The 17,927-nt window shown below is 71.0% G+C and carries 18 protein-coding genes; 8 read left to right on the forward strand and 10 right to left on the reverse strand.

Annotated elements, in window-relative coordinates; all coding sequences use genetic code 11:
• Positions 1 to 18: 18 nt before the first annotated feature.
• Positions 19 to 2,208 (forward strand): terpene synthase family protein, encoded by a 2,190-nt coding sequence (locus tag ACTMTF_RS38775; protein WP_441115119.1) that lies wholly within the window; start codon positions 19 to 21, stop codon positions 2,206 to 2,208.
• Here the strand turns inward: ACTMTF_RS38775 and ACTMTF_RS38780 are convergent.
• Positions 2,201 to 2,542 carry an STAS domain-containing protein gene (locus ACTMTF_RS38780; RefSeq protein ID WP_397007806.1) on the reverse strand — a complete coding sequence of 114 codons (342 nt, stop codon included), beginning with the start codon at positions 2,540 to 2,542 and terminating at the stop codon, positions 2,201 to 2,203. The genes ACTMTF_RS38775 and ACTMTF_RS38780 overlap by 8 nt on opposite strands.
• A gap of 376 nt (positions 2,543 to 2,918) precedes the next feature.
• Positions 2,919 to 3,188 (reverse strand): hypothetical protein, encoded by a 270-nt coding sequence (locus ACTMTF_RS38785; RefSeq protein WP_441115120.1) that lies wholly within the window; start codon positions 3,186 to 3,188, stop codon positions 2,919 to 2,921.
• A gap of 401 nt (positions 3,189 to 3,589) precedes the next feature.
• On the opposite strand from ACTMTF_RS38785, the gene ACTMTF_RS38790 reads away from it, so the two are divergent.
• Positions 3,590 to 4,126: a C40 family peptidase gene (locus ACTMTF_RS38790; protein WP_441115121.1), complete on the forward strand. Its 537-nt coding sequence runs from the start codon at positions 3,590 to 3,592 to the stop codon at positions 4,124 to 4,126.
• A gap of 219 nt (positions 4,127 to 4,345) precedes the next feature.
• Here the strand turns inward: ACTMTF_RS38790 and ACTMTF_RS38795 are convergent, their stop codons facing one another.
• Positions 4,346 to 4,657, reverse strand: a complete 312-nt coding sequence (locus ACTMTF_RS38795; protein WP_441115122.1) for a hypothetical protein — start codon at positions 4,655 to 4,657, stop codon at positions 4,346 to 4,348.
• A 377-nt stretch (positions 4,658 to 5,034) separates the two neighbouring features.
• On the opposite strand from ACTMTF_RS38795, the gene ACTMTF_RS38800 reads away from it, so the two are divergent.
• Positions 5,035 to 5,523, forward strand: coding sequence for a hypothetical protein (locus tag ACTMTF_RS38800; protein WP_441115123.1), 489 nt, complete (start codon positions 5,035 to 5,037; stop codon positions 5,521 to 5,523).
• 42 nt (positions 5,524 to 5,565) lie between these two features.
• Here ACTMTF_RS38800 and ACTMTF_RS38805 read toward each other — a convergent pair whose 3' ends face one another.
• Positions 5,566 to 6,012: a MarR family winged helix-turn-helix transcriptional regulator gene (locus ACTMTF_RS38805; RefSeq protein WP_441115124.1), complete on the reverse strand. Its 447-nt coding sequence runs from the start codon at positions 6,010 to 6,012 to the stop codon at positions 5,566 to 5,568.
• Positions 6,009 to 6,647 carry a DJ-1/PfpI family protein gene (locus tag ACTMTF_RS38810; protein ID WP_441115125.1) on the reverse strand — a complete coding sequence of 213 codons (639 nt, stop codon included), beginning with the start codon at positions 6,645 to 6,647 and terminating at the stop codon, positions 6,009 to 6,011. The genes ACTMTF_RS38805 and ACTMTF_RS38810 overlap by 4 nt, the downstream gene beginning before the upstream one ends.
• Positions 6,648 to 6,708: 61 nt before the next feature.
• On the opposite strand from ACTMTF_RS38810, the gene mads6 reads away from it, so the two are divergent.
• A complete protein-coding gene (gene mads6, locus ACTMTF_RS38815) occupies positions 6,709 to 8,052 on the forward strand; it encodes a methylation-associated defense system protein kinase MAD6 (RefSeq protein WP_441115126.1) in 1,344 nt (447 codons plus the stop codon).
• A gap of 14 nt (positions 8,053 to 8,066) precedes the next feature.
• Here mads6 and ACTMTF_RS38820 read toward each other — a convergent pair whose 3' ends face one another.
• Positions 8,067 to 10,754: a BTAD domain-containing putative transcriptional regulator gene (locus ACTMTF_RS38820; protein WP_441115127.1), complete on the reverse strand. Its 2,688-nt coding sequence runs from the start codon at positions 10,752 to 10,754 to the stop codon at positions 8,067 to 8,069.
• A gap of 113 nt (positions 10,755 to 10,867) precedes the next feature.
• Between ACTMTF_RS38820 and ACTMTF_RS38825 the strand changes: the two genes are divergently transcribed.
• Both ACTMTF_RS38825 and ACTMTF_RS38830 read left to right on the forward strand, forming a co-directional pair.
• A complete protein-coding gene (locus ACTMTF_RS38825) occupies positions 10,868 to 11,779 on the forward strand; it encodes a M23 family metallopeptidase (RefSeq protein WP_441115128.1) in 912 nt (303 codons plus the stop codon).
• A gap of 56 nt (positions 11,780 to 11,835) precedes the next feature.
• Positions 11,836 to 13,218: an N-acetylmuramoyl-L-alanine amidase gene (locus ACTMTF_RS38830; RefSeq protein WP_441115129.1), complete on the forward strand. Its 1,383-nt coding sequence runs from the start codon at positions 11,836 to 11,838 to the stop codon at positions 13,216 to 13,218.
• Here ACTMTF_RS38830 and ACTMTF_RS38835 read toward each other — a convergent pair.
• A complete protein-coding gene (locus ACTMTF_RS38835; protein ID WP_441115130.1) occupies positions 13,215 to 14,030 on the reverse strand; it encodes an FKBP-type peptidyl-prolyl cis-trans isomerase in 816 nt (271 codons plus the stop codon). The two genes, ACTMTF_RS38830 and ACTMTF_RS38835, sit on opposite strands and share 4 nt — an antisense overlap.
• 98 nt (positions 14,031 to 14,128) lie before the next feature.
• Here ACTMTF_RS38835 and ACTMTF_RS38840 point away from each other — a divergent pair, with 98 nt between their 5' ends.
• Positions 14,129 to 15,163: a DUF2293 domain-containing protein gene (locus ACTMTF_RS38840; protein ID WP_441115131.1), complete on the forward strand. Its 1,035-nt coding sequence runs from the start codon at positions 14,129 to 14,131 to the stop codon at positions 15,161 to 15,163.
• Between the two features lie 9 nt (positions 15,164 to 15,172).
• Entirely contained in the window at positions 15,173 to 15,547 is a 375-nt protein-coding gene (locus ACTMTF_RS38845) for an MmcQ/YjbR family DNA-binding protein (protein ID WP_441115132.1), read from the forward strand.
• Here the strand turns inward: ACTMTF_RS38845 and ACTMTF_RS38850 are convergent.
• The 3 genes from ACTMTF_RS38850 to ACTMTF_RS38860 form a co-directional block, all read right to left on the reverse strand.
• Positions 15,527 to 16,132: a LysE family translocator gene (locus tag ACTMTF_RS38850; protein WP_441115133.1), complete on the reverse strand. Its 606-nt coding sequence runs from the start codon at positions 16,130 to 16,132 to the stop codon at positions 15,527 to 15,529. The genes ACTMTF_RS38845 and ACTMTF_RS38850 overlap by 21 nt on opposite strands.
• 120 nt (positions 16,133 to 16,252) lie before the next feature.
• Positions 16,253 to 17,470 carry a kynureninase gene (gene kynU / locus ACTMTF_RS38855; RefSeq protein ID WP_441115134.1) on the reverse strand — a complete coding sequence of 406 codons (1,218 nt, stop codon included), beginning with the start codon at positions 17,468 to 17,470 and terminating at the stop codon, positions 16,253 to 16,255.
• Positions 17,467 to 17,895: a RidA family protein gene (locus ACTMTF_RS38860; RefSeq protein ID WP_397014076.1), complete on the reverse strand. Its 429-nt coding sequence runs from the start codon at positions 17,893 to 17,895 to the stop codon at positions 17,467 to 17,469. The genes kynU and ACTMTF_RS38860 overlap by 4 nt, the downstream gene beginning before the upstream one ends.
• Between the last annotated feature and the right edge of the window lie 32 nt (positions 17,896 to 17,927).

Consider the following 17,927-nt stretch of genomic DNA (forward strand, 5'->3'; position numbering starts at 1 on the left):
CACACGAGTGGAGTGACGATGGCGCAGCCCTTCGAACTGCCTGACTTCTACCTGCCGTACCCGGCGCGGCTCAACCCCCACGTCGAACAGGCTCGCTCGCATGCCAAGCAGTGGGCCCGGGCGATGGGCATGCTGGAGGGCTCCGGCATCTGGGAGGAGAAGGATCTCGACGCCCACGACTACGCGCTGCTGTGCGCGTACACCCATCCTGACTGCGACGGACCCGAGCTCAGCCTGATCACGGACTGGTACGTGTGGGTGTTCTTCTTCGACGACCACTTCCTTGAGGTGTTCAAGCGGCCGGGTGACCGTGCGGGCGGTAAGGCCTATCTGGACCGGTTGCCCGCGTTCATGCCGATGGAGCCGGGCGCGGAGACGCCCGAGCCGGGCAACCCGGTCGAGGCCGGGCTGGCCGACCTGTGGGCGCGCACGGTGCCCGGCACGTCCGCCGACTGGCGGGCGCGCTTCGCGGAGAGCACCCGCAACCTGCTGAACGAGTCGCTGTGGGAGCTGTCCAACATCAACGCGGGCCGGGTGCCGAACCCGGTCGAGTACATCGAGATGCGCCGCAAGGTGGGCGGCGCGCCCTGGTCGGCGGGCCTGGTCGAGCACGCCGTGGGCGCCGAGGTGCCGGCCGTGATCGCCGGGTCGCGGCCGATGCGGGTGCTGCGTGACGCCTTCTCCGACGGGGTGCACCTGCGCAACGACCTGTTCTCCTACCAGCGCGAGACCGGCGAGGAGGGCGAGCTGAGCAACGGTGTGCTGGTGCTGGAGACGTTCCTCGGCTGCACCACCCAGGAGGCCGCCGACGCCGTCAACGACCTGCTCACCTCGCGGCTCCAGCAGTTCGAGCACACCACGCTCACCGAGCTCGGCCCGCTGTTCGCCGAGCACGCCCTGGACCCGCTCAGCTGCGTGGGCGTGCTGGCCTACGTCAAGGGTCTGCAGGACTGGCAGTCGGGCGGCCACGAGTGGCACATGCGCTCCAGCCGCTACATGAACAAGCAGGCGCGCTCCACCCCCGCCCTGGGCACGAAGTCGATCGTCGACCTGCTCGGCGCGAAGCGGATCCGCGCCTACGCGCACGTCCCCCACCAGCACGTCGGCCCCACCCAGGTGCCGGAGCTCTACATGCCCTTCGAGCCGAAGCTGTCCCCGCACCTCGACGCCGCCCGCCGCAACGTGGTCGACTGGGCGCACCGGATGGGCATCCTCGAAGCCCAGCCGGGCGTCACCGGCTCGGCCGTCTGGGACGAGGCGAAGCTCATCGACTACGACCTGCCGCTCTGCGCGGCGGGCATCCACCCCGACGCCTCGCCGGAGGAGCTCGACATCTCTTCGGCCTGGCTCGCCTGGGGCACCTACGGCGACGACTTCTTCCCCGTGGTGTTCGGCCGCACCCGCAACCTCGCCGCCGCCCGCGCCACCGTGGACCGGCTGTCGGCGTTCATGCCGCTCGACGCCGCCACCTTCCCCGTGCCGGCCAGCCCGCTCGAATGCTCGCTCGCCGACCTGTGGCGCCGCTCGGCCGGGCCGATGGAGCCACGGGCACGGCGTACGTTCCGCGAGGCGATCGAGAAGATGGCCGTGAGCTGGCTGTGGGAGCTGGCCAACCAGGCGGAGAACCGCATCCCCGACCCGGTCGACTATGTCGAGATGCGCCGGCTGACCTTCGGCTCGGATCTCACCATGGCCCTGTGCCGGCTGGCCCGCGCCGGCACGATCCCGCAGGAGGTCTACGACAGCGGCCCGATGCGCTCGCTGGAGAACTCGGCCCAGGACTTCGCCGCCCTGCTCAACGACGTCTACTCGTACCAGAAGGAGATCGAGTACGAGGGCGAGGTGCACAACGGTGTGCTGGTGGTGCAGTCCTTCTTCGGCTGCGACCACCCGACCGGGCTCAAGATCATCGTCGATCTCATGGAGTCACGGATGCGGCAGTTCCAGCACGTGGCCGCGCACGAGCTGCCCGTCCTGTGCGACGACCTCGGCCTCGGCGAGGAGGCCAGGCAGGCGCTCGCCGGCTACGTGCGGGAGCTGGAGAACTGGATGTCGGGCATCCTCGTCTGGCACCGCGACTGCTTCCGGTACGACGAGGAGTCGCTGCGCCGGCACCACCGGCCGCCTCGGGGACGGCTGAGCGGGCCGACCGGGCTGGGCACCTCGGCCGCGCTGGTCGTCCAGCCGGCCGGTCGTACTGCTAGCTGAGCGCCTGCTGGTGGGCGTCGTGGAACCAGCCCACCAGCTCCAGCAGCCTTCTCTGGAACGGCGTGACGTTGTGCAGCCGGATCCAGCGCTGCGCGGGCGGCAGGGTGGGCATCACGAGCACGCGGATGCCGGACAGGTCGATGAAGGTCAGCGCGCCGGTGTCGACGTCGATGTGGGTGCTGCCCTGCCGGGACAGCTCCAGCGTGTGCGCCAGGGCGTGGCTGTTGGTGATGTCGATCTCGCCGGCGAGCGTCACGGCGGGGACGGGGCGGGTGGCGCGCAGGATGACGCGGAGTTGCTCGTCCTCGTAGAGCAGCCGCTCCATGTCCGTCATCTGGCGCTCACCCCCATCACATCGAGTCCCGGGGGCTGTAGCCGCTGTGTCACGAGCGAATGCCCCCAGTCCGGAGGCGCTGTCGAAGGTGACCGCATCGGCAGTGACCGAGAACCAGATTACAGGGAAGTCATCTAGGAATGTGCTTTTCAGGAAGTAATGACCGAATTGCGAAGCTTTCATAGACCGGAACGCCGAACGGCCCCGGCACGCGAGGTGCCGGGGCCGTCGGGGATGATCGGTGCGCTCTCCCGGTGGTGGTGGACCCCGACGCTCGGCCACGCGCTGGCACCCTGCGTCCAGGATGTTCGCCAGGAAGGGGGCGTGGCCGGCGAGATGCCGTGGTGTCGTGCCACCCGGGGAGCGGCGCCCGCTCCTAGTGGTGGCGGTCGCTCGTCTTGAACTGGTTGCTCAGCAGGTCTGCGTCGACGTTCTGCAGGTTCAGCGCGCTGATGAGGTTGACGTACTTCACGGAGTCGTTCAGGACGTCATTGGCCAGGGTCACGTCGTCGATGACCGACCACTGGCTCAGGACCTCGTAGCCCTTGTTGGCCGTGCCGGGGCCGACTGTGGCCGAGGCCGCGGTGGCGGAGAGGCCGAGCAGCATTCCGGCCATGGCGGCACCGGCGAGGATACGACGCATCATTTGTGTACTACTCCTTCGGATGGAATCCGCGCGAGGATGCGCTTCATCGTGCTCACTGGGAATCGAGATGCCGCCGACAACAATCCAGCATCTCGGCAGGACCCACAAGCCATTGGGCCCAAACATAAGTAAAAACCGAATTCCTGTTCCCGAGGATTTCCAGCCCACCCTCCATGCCCGGATTTTTCGGCATATGTCGGGCCGCTTGTGCCTGTTATTTTTCATGTTATGGCCACATGCGGATCCAGCCTCACCAAAGGGTGTTTTATCGCTATTGATGGGGAGGAAAAATGCAGGGTGAACGTCTCCATGGGCGCCTGGCCGGCAAGGGGTGGGCGCGAAACGAGTCACAGAAGCGGTGAATAGCCATGCGGATAGCAAGAACGCTTATCCTGATGGCCATGACAGGCGGCTGGTTCACGTTCCCGGAAATAATCGGCCCGACCGCCGTGATGGCCCGCTGCGCATATCAGGACGAGGCGCGATGCGGATCGAACCATTCGAATGCGACCGGGCGGATGCGTTATGCCGCCGGCGGCATGGCATTGCGAGCCGCGATGGAAATGGTCGGGGTCCCCTACTCGTGGGGCGGTGGCGGGGTGCACGGGCCGAGTCATGGAGTCGGCCGTGGCGCCGGGACCCGCGGATTCGACTGCTCCGGTTTGACGCAGTACGCCTGGGCGAGCGCCGGCGTGCTGATCGGCCGCACCACATGGCAGCAGTGGCGCCAGGGCACCCGCGTGCCGAGGGAGCGACTGCGGCCGGGAGATCTGGTCTTCTACGACAGTAACCCCGGCCGGCGTGGCCCCGAGCACGTCGGGTTGGTCGTGGACGCCGAGCGGATGGTCAACGCCCCCTTCACCGGGGCGTCGGTGCGGGTGGAGCCGCTGGACAGGCCGACCTTCCTGGGAGTGGTCAGGCCCGGCGGCACGGAATAGGGACGAGCCCGGGTCACCTGCTCTTGAGTCAGGTCACCCGGGCCGCCCGCCGGCCGGCCGGACGGTGCGCACCGAGCGGCCCGTGGCCTCGAGTATCCACGGTCGCTTTTCCGGAAATCACCTCACGCGTTCAAACGTGAGACGGACCTGGCCGGCGGTTCACCGGTATCGACCGGTGAGCTGGGCACGACTTCTCGCGTGCCTTCGCCGCGGACGGGCCTAGTGGTGGCGGTCGAAGGTGTCCTTCTGGTTGGTCAGCAGGTCCAGGTCGATGTTCTGCAGGTTGCCGGCGCTGCCGACGTTGATGTACTTGATCGAGTCGTTGGCGACGTCGTTGAGCACCGTGATGTCGTCGATGATGCTGAACTGGCTGAGCACAGCATAGCCATCGTTGAGGGTGTTCGGGCCGACATGGGCCGAGGCGGCACTGGCGGAGAAGCCGAGCGCGACCCCCACGATGGCTGCACCGGCGAGAATGCGACGGATCATGTTCTGTATCCTCCATTGATCGGCGCGGTATTCCAGCGCCATAGTCGTTTCTGCAGGGCTGTGAGGTGCCGCCAATTACTGTCCCGGCAGCGGCCCAGAACCGCAACTGATTCTCCTCAGGCCGAGGTCAAGGAGCCACCTCGTTTTCTTGGTCTACGGATTTCGGGAGCCGCTGAACGGGTACGCCCATACGCCATCCTGGCCGCTGTCGAAAAGGCATTCATTTGGCCTGCCGCGAGAATGACGTAGCCGTTCCAGAACCTCCGGTTAGGCAATGATCAACCGGCTCTTTGGGAAACGCGCGGGCGTACTACGCCTGGGGGTGTAGCCGGAGAACCGCCCGTAGACCGACGTGCGTACGGCTCCGGCCAGCCACGATGGCCAGGAGATCGGCGAACACGGAGGTAATGATGAGAGCCATGCGCCCGCGCGTTCGCAAGACCGTGGTGGCGATCCACATTGTCGCCTCGGTGGCTTTGCTGGGTGAGGTGTGGGGACTGGTCGTGCTGAATACCGCGGCGACGCTCACCGACGATCCCGGTCTCGCGCACGCCGCTTATCTGCTGATGCCCGCGCTGGTGTTCGCCGGCGGGATCCCGCTCAGCCTGGTCTCGCTGGCCACCGGTGTCCTGCTCGGCCTGACCAGCCACTGGGGGCTGCTGCGGCACGTCTGGGTGGCGGCCAAGCTGGCGCTGCTGGTGGCGACGATCTGCCTGGGGATGTTCCTGTTCGACCCCGAGGGCATGGCCGCGGCCACCGAGGGCGGGATCCGGGCCGCGGCCACGCGGCAGTGGGGGCAGGTCGCCGTGCTGGGCTGCCAGCTCGCCATGCTCCTGACCTCGACGGCCCTGTCGGTCTTCAAGCCCCGCGCCCGCCTGTGGTCGGTCGATCCGGTTCAGAGCCGCTGAGAGGCGGTCGGTCGAGCCGGTCCAGGGCCGCTGAGAGGCAAGTCAGTCGAGCCGGTCCAGGGCCGCTGAGAGGCGGTGCAGGGCCTCCAGCGACTCCTGGAAGCCCTCCAGGCCCAGCTCGGCGGCGAGCCTGTCGGCGAGCTCCTGGTGGGCGGGGTCGATCTCGCTGATCGCCGCGCGGCCCTCGGAGGTGGGCCTGAGCAGCTTGGCCCGGCGGTGCGCGGGGTTGGGCAGGTATTCGGCCAGGCCCTTCTCCACCAGCAGGTCGGCGATCCGCTGCACACCTTGGCGGGTCATGCCCATGGTCCTGGCGATGCCCGCGACGGGCAGCGGCTCGCGCAGGACCGCGCCGAGCACCTGCCACCAGGCCGCCGTCAGCCCGACCGGCCGGGCCAGCCGCTCGGAGATCTCCAGGAACCGGCCGTTGAGCCGGAAGACGGCCAGCGCGGTGCCGGAGAGCAGGTCGCCCGAGGTCAGCGGCTCGCTCATGCCGACATCAGCACGTCGTAGGCGGAGGCGTCGCTCCTGGCGAACAGCCGGTACCACGCGTCGAGGACCTCAGGCGTGTAGACGCCGAGCCTGCGGAAGACCTCGCGGGCGAAGGCCACCGGCTCGGTGGGCCCGGCGGTGATCAGGTCACCGCCGGTGACCGCGTCCTCGTCGAGGTAGTGCCCCGCCCCCGCGTAGCCCTCCTGGGCCATCAGGTAGTGGACGACGGCGCTGGTGTGGTCGCGCTCGTCGAGCAGGCCTTCGCGGGCCAGACCGGCGACCGCTCCGCAGATGGCCGCGACGGGGACGCCCGCGTCGAGGAACTCGCGGGCCTTGCGGGCGAACGGCGCCAGGTCGTCGCCGGCGTCCCACAGGTCGGCGCCGGGCAGGATGAGCATCGCGCCCTCCTGCGGCGAGAGCCGGTCCAGCGTGCGGTCGGGGGTGACGCGCAGGCCGCCCATGCTGACGATCGGCCCAGTGATCGGCTCTGCGGTGAGCCCCACGGTGACGATCTCGTAGCCGCCCGGCTCGCGGTGGAAGCGGCCGCTGCGGAGGTGGGCGGTCGCGTGGCCGACCTCCCAATCGGCCATGGTGTCGTAAACGCCGACCAGGACCGTCTTCTTCGTTTCACTCATGACAGTATGTTGTCATTTAGACAGTATGTTGTCAACTCATTCCCGTGCGAGGATAGAGCCCATGGCAGAGATCGTCGGCGGAGGACATCCGGTCAACGACGCCGAGCGGCGGGTGATCTCCCACCTGCGGGATCAGGCGCCGGCCGAATGGCTGCTGCTGCACAACGTCGAGGTTCCGCGCGGCGAGGACGTCTTCGAGGTCGACCTGCTCGTGCTGACCGGCCACTCGCTCGTGCTGGTCGACGTCAAGGGCACCCGTGGCCGCATCGAGGTGTCGGGATCGCGCTGGTTCCCCTCCCGCAGGGAGGCCTTCGGCTCTCCGGCGACCAAGCTGCGCGGCACCGCCAAGGCGCTCAAGGGCCTGCTCGTCTCCAAGGCCACCCAGCTCGAACGGGTCTACGTCGACAGCCTGGTGGTGCTCACCTCACCCGACGCCGAGCTCGTCGACCCGGCGGGGCGCGACGCCGCCAACGCCACCGACCTGCCACGGCTGATCACCACGCTGAGCGACGTCTCCCGGGTCAGGCGGGGATGCAGTCCCGACGCCAGACCGTACATGACGGCCATTCTCGACGCGCTCAACCAGACCGTGCGGCGCAGCACCGCGCCCCCCAGGTTCGGCAACTGGGAGGTCCAGGAGCGGCTCGGCGGCGACGCCAAGACCACCGAATACCGCGCCTTCAACGTCACCCTGCCCGGCAGCGAGACCGTGCTGCTGCGGGTCTACCAAGCCGACCCGCTGGCCGACCAGGCCGGGCGGGCCGCGGAGCGGCAGCGGATCGCCAACGCCTACCAGACGCTGGCCAGGATCCCGCCCCACCCGTGCGTGGTGCGCTCACGTGACTTCTTCGCCATCGACGACGAGAGCCGGTTCGTGCTGGTGCTCGACGACGTGCACGGGCAGGCGCTGCACCTGCGCCTGGGCAAGGGGGTGCGGCTGAGCGTGATCCAGGACATGCTCGGCGGCCTGGCCCACGCGCACGCCCACGGCGTCATCCACCGCGCGCTCACCCCGGCCAGCGTGCTGGTGACCGACGACGGGCACGCCGTCCTCACCGGCTTCGACTACGCCAAGCCAGGCCCGCGCGACTACACCGTGGCCCACGAGCTGCACAACGTGCTCGACGCCCACTACGTCGCGCCCGAATGCCAGGAGCGGCCCGACCGGATGACCGCCGCCTCCGACGTCTACGCCGCCGGGGTGATCGCCTACCAGCTCCTCACCGGCGAGCTGCCGACCAGCGCCGACGCGCACGGTCCCGACGTGCCCGAGGTGGTGCGCCGGATGCTCGACCACTCCCCGGCCAAGCGCCCGAGCGCCGCGGAGTCCCTGGCCGCGCTCCAGGGGGCCGCCCAGGAGTCCCGGTTCCGGCGCCTGCTGCGCCGCTTCGTGTCCAGGGGATAGCTCACACGGCCGGCTCACACGGGCAGTGCGCGGCGCAGCTCGCTGGCGTGCTTGAGGTAGTCGAGGGCCAATCCGGTACGGCCGGCCGAGCGGTGCAGCTCGCCCAGCAGCTGGGTGGTGGAGGCCTCGCCGCTGCGGTCCCCCAGCTCCTGGAAGACCAGCAGCGAGCGTTCCAGCCCGGCGGAGGCCGGCGCCAGCTCGCCGCGCGCCACCTGCAGCCCGGCCAGGCTCTGCAGCGCGTACGCCCCGCAGTGCCGGTCGCCGAGCGACTCGAAGATCTCCAGCGCGTGCCGGTGGAAGGACATGGCCTGGTGCAGGTTGCCCATCTGGAGGCAGACGCAGCCCTCGCGGTGCGCGTCGCCGAGCTCCTGGGCCAGCCGCATGGCCTGGCCGAGTGACTCCGACGCCTGCGCGAGGTCGCCGGACTTCAGGCAGGCGCGGCCGATCGCCTGCCGGGCGAAGGCCTCGCCGTGCTGGTCCCCGGCCGCCAGGAACATGGCCAGGGCCTGCCTGAAGTGGCCGAGCGAGCGGGCCTGGCCGCCACGGAACTGGCTGACCGCGCCCAGCCCGCAGACCGAGGTGGCCTCCGCCCGCGTGTCGCCCAGCTCGCGGAACAGCCGACGGGAGCGGGTGAAGCCGTCGGCGGCCTCTTCGTACCGGTCCTGGTAGAGGGCGACCTGCGCCAGGCCCCTGAGCATGGCGGCCTCGCCGTAGGTGTCCCCCGCCGCGCGCGCGGCGGCCAGCGCGACGCCGTGCGTGCGCTGCCAGGTGTCCAGGTGGCAGTGCAGATCGAGGTACGGGACCATGGCGGCGGCCAGTCCCCATGCCGAGGCGGCCAGCCCCGCCTGTGCCGCCACGTCGACCGCCGCGGCGAGGGCGTCGTGCTCGGCGTCGAACCAGGACAGCGGGTCCGAGGTCAACCGCTCCAGCGTGGGCTCGGGCAGCCGCCAGCGGGGCACGACCGCCGTGGTGAGGCTGAAGACCGTGGTCGGCAGGCGTTCCATGGCGTGCTCGGTGGTCGCGGTCCAGGCGGCCAGCACCCTGGCCAGGCCGGCCCGGTCGGGCTCGCGGCCGAGCGCGTGGCGGCGGATCAGGTCGGGCACCCGGTAGCGCGGCTGGCCCACCGGGTCGGTGCCGGCCAGCTCCAGCAGGTTCACGTCCACCAGCAGGTCGGTGATGTCGTCGGCGCGCTGCCGGTCGAGCGCGGGGCCGACCACCCAGCCCGGCTGGGCGGACGCGCCGAGCAAACCCAGGGTGCCCAGGGTGCTGGCCGCGTCGTCCGGCAGGTAGCGGTAGCTGCGGTCGAGGCTGGCCCGCACCTCCTTCAGCTCGCCGAGCCGGTCGTCGGTGAGCCGCTGCCTGAGCACCGCCAGCGACCAGCCGGGCCGTCCCGCCAGCCGTGCGCCCGCGCTCCTGAGCGCCAGCGGCAGCCCTCCGCAGGCGGACACGATGGCCAGGGCCTCCTCGCGCTCGCGGGCCACCCGGCCGGCGCCCGCGATCCGGCCGAGGAGCAGCAGCGCCTCCTCGGTCGGCAGCTCGCCCAGGTCGATCTGCAGGGCGCCGGGCAGCTCGGTGATCCGGCGCCGGCTGGTGACGATCACGGCGCAGTCGTTGCCCGGCAGCAGTGGCCGTACCTGGGCCGCGTCCAGCGCCTCGTCGAGCAGCATCAGCATCGGCCGCTCGGCGAGCAGCGAGCGGAGCAGGGCCGAGCGCTCGTGCACCGTGGCGGGCGGGTTGTCGGCGCCGAGGGCGCGGAGCGCCTCGGCCAGCAGCTCGGCCGGCTCCTTGCCGTCGAGGTCGAGGTAGAGCTGCCCGGCGGGGAAGCGGCCGCGCAGGGCGTGCGCGGCGTGGACGGCGAGGGTGGACTTGCCGGCGCCCGGCGCCCCGGAGATCACGGCGATCGTGAACGGCCGGGCCAGCGCGGCCAGCTCCTCGCTCCGGCCGGTGAAGTCGGGCACGTCCGGTGGGAGCTGGTGGGGCACCGGGGGCGGGGGCTCGTCGGCGAGGATCGTCTCGTAGGCGCGGCGCAGGTCCACGCCGGGCTCGACGCCGAGCTCGTCCACCAGCCGGGCGCGGACGGCCGCGTAGGCCCGCAGCGCCTCGGCCTTCCTGCCGCCGGCGTGCAGGGCGAGCAGCAGCCGGCCCCACAGGTCCTCCCGGTACGGGTGCTCGGTCAGCAGGGCTCGCAGTTCGCTGACCGCGCCGGCGTGGTCCCCGCGTTCGACGCGCCGGCCGATGAGCCGCTCGGCGGCGTGTAAGCGCATCTCCTGCAGGGGTTCGAGGCGGCGGTCCCACAGGGGGTGGCCGGGCAGGTCGGCCAGGGGCGCGCCCCGCCAGAGCGCGAGCGCGTCCTCGTAGCGGGCCCGGCCCGCCAGGTCCTCGAAGGTCAGCAGGTCGAGATCGCCCTCCGGCACGTCGATGGCGTAGCCCGAGCCGTCGCCGCGCAGCAGGTTCGCGGCGCCGGGGTCGGCTCCGGCCAGGTCGGACCGGAGCGAGCTGACGTAGGTGCGCAGGTTGGCCTGCGCGGAGCGTGGCGGGTGCCGTGGCCAGAGCACCTCCACCAGCTGGTCGGCGCTGACCACGCGACCGGCGTCGAGCAGCAGTGTGGCGAGCAGCAGCTTGGGCTTCCTGCCGGAGACACGGACGGCTCGCCCCGCCGACCGGACTTCCAGCGCTCCGAGCACACGGAAGGTGACCGTCATGACGCACCAGCTCCTTTTGGAGACCTGACAGCTTTTTGTACCGGTTCTGGACGTTTTCTGTGCGGCTTATCCCGACTCTGGTGCCAGAGATCCCTCCCGAAAGGATCACCCCCATGAGGTTCAGCGGCGCAATGGTCGCGGGCATCGCCCTGTTCGTCAGCCTCGGAACAGCGTCGGCGGCCTCCGCAGACCGTGAGGCCGGATCGGAGCAGGCGCGGATTCTCGCCACCAACTTCCAACTGCCCTTCCCCTGCGGCCAGAGCTGGACGGGCAACTCCGACCAGAGCAGCGCGCACCGGTCGTACGAGATCGACTTCAACCGGGGCGATTCGGCCAACGCCGACCTCGGCGACACCGTCGTGGCGGCCGCGGCCGGCACCGTGTCCATCTCCGCGCACCAGGGCTCGACCAACGGTTTCGGCAACCTGGTCAAGATCGACCACGGCAGTGGCTGGACCACGTACTACGCCCACCTGGACGCCCGCTCCGTCAGCGTGGGCCAGAGCGTCTCGCAGGGCCAGCAGATCGGCACCGTGGGCCGGACCAGCAGGCCAGGCAACAACATCAGCGCCCATCTGCACTACGAGGTCCGGCAGGGCTCCGGTTACCCGGGCAACATCCGCCAGGCCGTCTTCAACGGCACCACGTTCGGCTATCCGAACCAGACGCTGACCTCGCGCAACTGCGGCGGCGCGAGCAACCCGTACACACCCGCGGAGGTCTGCGGCTCCGGCTACAGCGTGATCGACTCGGCCGCCCTCGGCTCGGCCGGCACGGTCCACCTGCTCTACAACACCGCCAACGGCAGGAACTGCGTGGTCACGATGAAGCAGACCTCGCTCGGCCAGGCCACCGCCACCTCCGCCTACCTGGAGGTCCAGGGCGGCACCAGGCAGACCGACGCCGGCGACTACTCCTACTACGCCGGGCCCGTCACCGCCGCCGCGCCAGGCACGTGCGTCAAGTGGGGCGGCAAGGTCGGCGCCGCCGCCTACGACAGCCCCTTCGAGCACTGCGGCAGCTAGCGCTCGACGCGCCACCCCGCCGGATCCCGCCAACCGTTCTAGGAGCACAGCGGATCGTGAAAGCCAAGATCCTGATCGTCGCCGGACTGCTCGTCATGTCCGGTCAGCAGGCCGCCCAGGCGGCGGAGAATCCCCTGTCCGACGCCTTCGACAAGGCCGCCGCCACCTACGACGTGCCACGCGACCTGCTCGTGGCGGTCGCCTACGCCGAGTCCCGGCTCGACGGCCACGCCGGCGAGCCCAGTGCCAGCGGCGGCTACGGCGTCATGCACCTGGTCAGCAACCCCGCCACGCACACCCTGGAGGAGGCCGCCAAGCTCACCGCCAAGCCGGTGGCCGAGCTGAAGTCCGACGACGCCGCCAACGTGCTCGGCGGCGCGGCCGTGCTGCGCGCCCAGGCCGACGCCCTCGGGCTGAGCGCCGCCGAGCGCAAGGACGCCGGCGCCTGGTACCCCACGGTGGCCGCCTACAGCCACGCCGCCGCCGACGACACGGCCAAGATCTACGCCGACGCCGTCTACGAGACCCTGGCCGGCGGGGTCGACGCCCGGGGCGTACGGGTCAGGCCGCAGGCCGTCGATCCCGACCTGGGTGAGTACGCCGAGGCTCCGCGCAGGCTGGCGGCGGCCACGGACTATCCGGGCGCCCGCTGGGTCGCGGCGAACGCCGCCGGATACGCGGTGTCCGACCGCCCGGCCGGTGACGCGATCGACCGGATCGTCATCCACGTCGCTCAGGGCACGTACGCGGGCACGATCTCGTGGTTCCAGAACCCGGCGGCCAGGGTGGCCTCGCACTACGTGGTGCGCTCGTCCGACGGCCAGATCACGCAGATGGTGCGGGAGAAGGACCGCGCCTTCCACGCCGGCGAGTACAACAGGCGCTCGGTCGGCATCGAGCACGAGGGCTACGTGAACAACGCCTCGTGGTTCACCGACCAGATGTACCGGGCCTCGGCGGCGCTGACCCGGAACATCGCCGACAGGTACGGCATCCCGAAGAACCGCACGCACATCGTCGGCCACGTCCAGGTGCCCGGCACCGACCACACCGATCCCGGCCCGCACTGGAACTGGACCACGTACATGAACTACGTGACCAACGGCGGCGGTAACCCGCACACCCCCGAGGAGGTCTGCGGCAGCGGCTTCAAGGTGATCGACTCGGCCGCCCTCGGCACGGCGGGCACGGTCCACCTGCTCTACAACACCGCCAACGGCCAGAACTGCGTGGCCACGATGAAGCTGACCTCACTCGGCCAGGCCACCGCCACCTCCGCCTACCTGGAGGTCCAGGGCAGCGCGAGGAAGACCGACTCGGGCGACTTCTCCTACTACGCCGGACCGGTCAAGGCCACGGCCCCCGGCACGTGCGTCAAGTGGGGCGGCAAGGCCGGCGCCTCGGCCTACGACAGCCCCTTCGAGCACTGCGGCGGCTAGATCGCGTCCAGGATGTCGATGACGTAGAGCCTCGGCCCGCCCGTCCCCTCCGGGTATCCGCTCATGGGCGAGCCGAAGGTGACGCGGGCCCCCACCCTCTGGCCCCCCAGCCCGGTCAGCCAGCCGGGCGGCACGGCCCCCGGCACGAGCGTGAAGGCGCTCGGGCCGCCCCGGCGGTAGGAGGAGTCCACCGCCGCGCGTGAGGGCCACGCGGCCGCCACGTACTGCACGATGACCTTGGCCCCGTCACGCACCTCGGCGCCGGAACCGCCGATCAGGGTGCGGGGCGGGGTCATGGGCGTCAGGTCGGCGGGCACCGCGGGCAGCGGCCGGCCGACCAGGCGGGCGTCCGGCGGGTAGCCGCCGAGGACGTCGAAGACGGCCACCAGCGTCTCCGCCGCTCCCATCCCGCCGGGGTCCATGTCGGGCCCGAGCACCTGCGCGGCGGGGCCGACCAGCAGCACCCGGCTGCCCGCCGGCTGCCCGATGAGCACCTGGCTCCAGGTGTCGGGGACGCGCCGCCCGTCGAAGACGACCGTGGCGGGCTGGTTGGCGTCGTAGGTGTTCAGGTGCGGCGTGTTGTCCGTCCACCGGCGGATCTCGACGTCGGCGAGCACCACGTCGCCGGGCATGGTGCGGCGTCCGCTCCCGGTGCTGAGCACCGCCATCCTGGGCAGGCGTCCGGGCTTGCCCCTGGGGATGGAGACGACCGGCCTGGTGCCGAACGTGCCGGTCACCACGGGCAGTGTCCCGCCCTCCGTCGCTCCGCAGGACGTGACGAGCACGAGTACGGCAGGCCAGAGCAGGCGCACGCTTTCCCCCCATAAGCAGAAGCACGATGCCCGCTTACTTGCCGCGATCGGCACAAGGGATGCCCACCCGCCGACAAAGGGGCGGCACACTGAGGGACGTGAGCAAGCCGAACCTCGCCCGCAGGGTCGCCGAGGCAGCCGAGATCGCGCTGACCGACCACAAGTACGTGACGTTCATCGATGTGGTGACGGGCCTGCGCTGGCTGCGCTCGCGCCATGTCGATCTCTGGCGCCAGGGCCGCGCGGCCACGCTCGCCGAGCTCGCGGCGGTCGACGAGGACCGCCTGGTGACGACGGTGGCGCTCCTGCGGGACTGGGCGCAGGCCAGGGGTCTGCGGCCGGTGCCGACACCGTACGTGTCCGGCAGCCGGGACCGCAGCCCGCTGCGCTTCACGACGCGGCACGAGCAGGAGGCGTTCCAGGTGCACTGGCTGTCTCCCGATCTCAGCGAGGCGCGGGTCAAGCGGCTGGTCGAGCGGCAGAGCAAGGCGCCGGACCTGGTGGTCGTGGCCCCGCTGGAGACCTGGGTGTGCGCCTCCTGCGGTGACACCGGCCCCTACCTGATCATGGAGGATGCCGACGCCTGCTGCCTGACCTGCGCGGATCTGGACCATCTGGTGTTCCTGCCGTCGGGCAACGCGGCGCTGAGCCGCCGGGCCAAGCAGGAGAGCGGCCTGTCGGCGGTGGTGGTGCGCTACAACCGGCGGCGCAAGGTCTATCAGCGCAACGGCCTGCTGGTGGAGGAGGCGGCCCTGACCCGGGCCGAGGAGCGCTGCCTGGCCGACGAGGACGCGCGGCTGCGCCGCCGCGACCGCGACGCGGTGCGCCGGGCCGAGCAGGACGTCGAGTACCAGGCGCGGATGGCGGCCCAGATCGCCCGGCTGTTCCCCGGCTGCCCGCCGGAGCGGGCCCGCGAGATCGCCGAGCACGCCGGGCTGCGCGGCAGCGGCCGGGTGGGGCGCACGGCCGCCGCCCGCGCGCTCGACGAGAACGCGATCACGCTGGCGGTGGTCGCCTCCGTCAGGCACCTGGACACCGACTACGACCGGCTGCTCATGGCGGGCGTGCCCCGGATGGAGGCGCGGGAGCGGATCAGGGACGGCATCGACCGCAAGCTGGCCGAGTGGCGGTAGCGTCCAGGCATGAGTGACTGGCACGACGTACGCGAGGAGCTCCGCGCGTTCGCGCTCGGGCTCCCCGAGGCCCATGAGGACCACCCGTGGGGCGACACGGTCATCAAGGTGAACAAGAAGGTCTTCCTCTTTCTCGGCATCGACGAGAAGACCGACAAGTGGGACCCGAGCTTCGGGGTGAAGCTCCTGTCGGAGACGCACGGCCACGCGCTGACCATCGAAGGGGCGGCGCCGAGCGGCTACGGGCTCGGCAAGGCCGGCTGGGTGACCGTGCCGTTCCTGGCCGAGCTGCCGGAGACCGAGGTGCTGCTCGACTGGGTGGAGGAGAGCTACCGGGCGATCGCCCCGAAGCGGGCGATCAAGCTACTGGACGGCCAGCCGTAGCGCGAAGCCGACCAGCAGCACGCCGGTGACGCGCTCGATCCTGGCGCGGACGCGCGGGGTGCGCAGCAGTGTGCCCGCCCGGTCCACGATCAGGTTGTAGAGGCTGAACCAGAGCGCGTACAGCAGGGCGACGATGCCCGACAGCAGCAGCGCGCCGCCCAGGGCGTCGCCGTGCGCCGGGAGGAACTGCGGCAGCCACGTCACGAACAGCAGCAGGACCTTGGGGTTGAGCAGGTTGGACAGCAGTCCCCTGCGCACGTGCCCGAAGGCGGAGCCGCCCGGCGCCGCCTCGGGGAGCCGGTCGGCCTTGGCGGGGCCGGACAGCAGGGCGTGCACGCCGAGCCAGAGCAGATAGCAGATGCCGAGTGCGCGGACGGCGGTGAACGCGGCGGGCGAGGCCACCAGCAGGGCCGACAGGCCGATCGCCGCGGCGGCGGCGTGCACGGACAGCCCGAGCAGGCCGCCGAGCATGGTCAGCAGTCCGGCCACCCGGCCGTGGGCGAGGGAACTGCGCATGATCAGGGCCGCGTCGGGGCCGGGGATCATGATCATCACGAGGGTGGTGACCACGAAGGTCAGCAGCATGGCGGGGGTCTCCCAGAGCCGAGCGCGCGCTCCCGCCGAACCCGCTCGTGCGCAGGCCGCACGGTGACGCGGGCGAACATTGACAGGTGCCTTGTGGGCACCTGCCAAAGAGTACCCGGCTCAGGTGACCGCCAGCCGCCGGGTGTACCTCTCGTCCCGCCAGAGCTCTTTGTCCAGCACTTCCCGCAGCATGACTGCGGCGTCGTACACGTCCACGTAGCGGGTGTAGAGCGGGGCGAGCCCGAAGCGGAGGGCGTCGGGGGCGCGGAAGTCGCCGTGCACCCCCCGGTCGATCAGCGCCCGCATCACCGGATACCCGTCGGGGTGGCGGAAGCTGACGTGGCTGCCGCGCCGGTCCGGGTCGGCGGGCGAGGCGAGCTCCAGCGCGTCGCCGACGAGGTCGACGAGGAGCGCGCCCAGCGCCACGCTCTTGGCGCGCAGCAGGTCGAGCGGCACCCGCTCCCACACGTCGAGAGCCGCCTCCAGCGCCGCGAACGACAGCACGTGCGGCGTGCTCACCGCGAACCGCCTGATCCCCTCGGCGGGACGGTAGTGGGCCTCGAACGCGAACGGCTCGGCGTGCGAGTGCCAGCCGGACAGCACGTTCTCCGCGCCGGCGTGATGGCGCGGGTTGACGTAGAGGAAGGCCGGCGCCCCCGGCCCCGCGTTCAGATACTTGTACGTGCATCCGACCGCGAAGTCGGCGGCCGAGACGTCCACCTGGAGGGCGCCGACGCTGTGGCACACGTCCCAGATCATCAGCGCGCCCGCCGCGTGCACCCGGGCGGTCACCTCGGGCACGTCGTGGCGCTCGCCGGTGCGGTAGTCGACCTCCGACAGCAGCACCACGGCCGCGTCGTCGAACCGGCCCGCGGCGAAGTCGCGGATCTCGTGGCCGCCGAGCGCGCCGGCGAGCCCTTCGACCATGTAGTGGTCGGTGGGGAAGTTGCGCGCGTCGGAGACGATCACCCGGCGGCCGGGGCGCAGCCGCAGCGCCGCCGCCACCGCCTGGTGGATCGCGATGGAGGTGGTGTTGCCCGCGACGACCTGGCCGGGCCCCGCGCCGATGAGGGGCGCGATCCGGTCCCCCACGGTCAGCGGCTGGTCGTACCAGCCGGCGCTGTTCCAGCCGCCGACGAGGCGGGCGCCCCACTCGTCCTCCACCGCCTGCCGCACCCGCTCGGGAGTCCTCTTGGGCAGCGCGCCCAGCGAGTTGCCGACCAGGTAGATGACGCCTTCGGGCAGCGTGAACTCGTGCCGGAAGTGCCGCAGCGGGTCTTCGGCGTCCAGGGCGAGGCAGCGCTCGCGATCCGGTGCCTGGTCACTGAGCCGGCTCATGATCGCTCCTGTGGATGGTAGGCGACGGCCTGCATCTCGATCAGCAGGTGCGGATGGGGGAGCTGGTGGACGGCCACCGTCGTCCTGGTCGGCCCCTCCTCGTCGAAGAACTCGGCGTAGACCTCGTTGTAGCCCTTGAAGTCGTTCATGTTCACCAGGTAAGTGGTGATCTGGATGAGATCGGCCAGCGATCCGCCGGCGGCCTTGAGGATGTCGCCAATGTTCTCGATCACCGCGCGGGTCTGCTCGCGGATGTCCAGATCGGTCGCTCCCAGGCCGTCCACCTGCACGCCGACGAAGGTGTTGTCGGCCCTGCGGGAGCTCGTGCCGGACACGTACAGGAAGTCTCCCGCCCTTTTGACGTGCGGGAAACGCCCGCGTGGGACCGGCCTGCCGCGCACCCGCAGTGCCTTGGCGCGCGTCACCGGGACGCCACCCCCTGTGCGTGCTGGTCCGC

Origin of the sequence: Nonomuraea sp. ZG12 (assembly GCF_052068115.1) — a bacterium.
Classification (GTDB): Bacteria; Actinomycetota; Actinomycetes; order Streptosporangiales; family Streptosporangiaceae; genus Nonomuraea.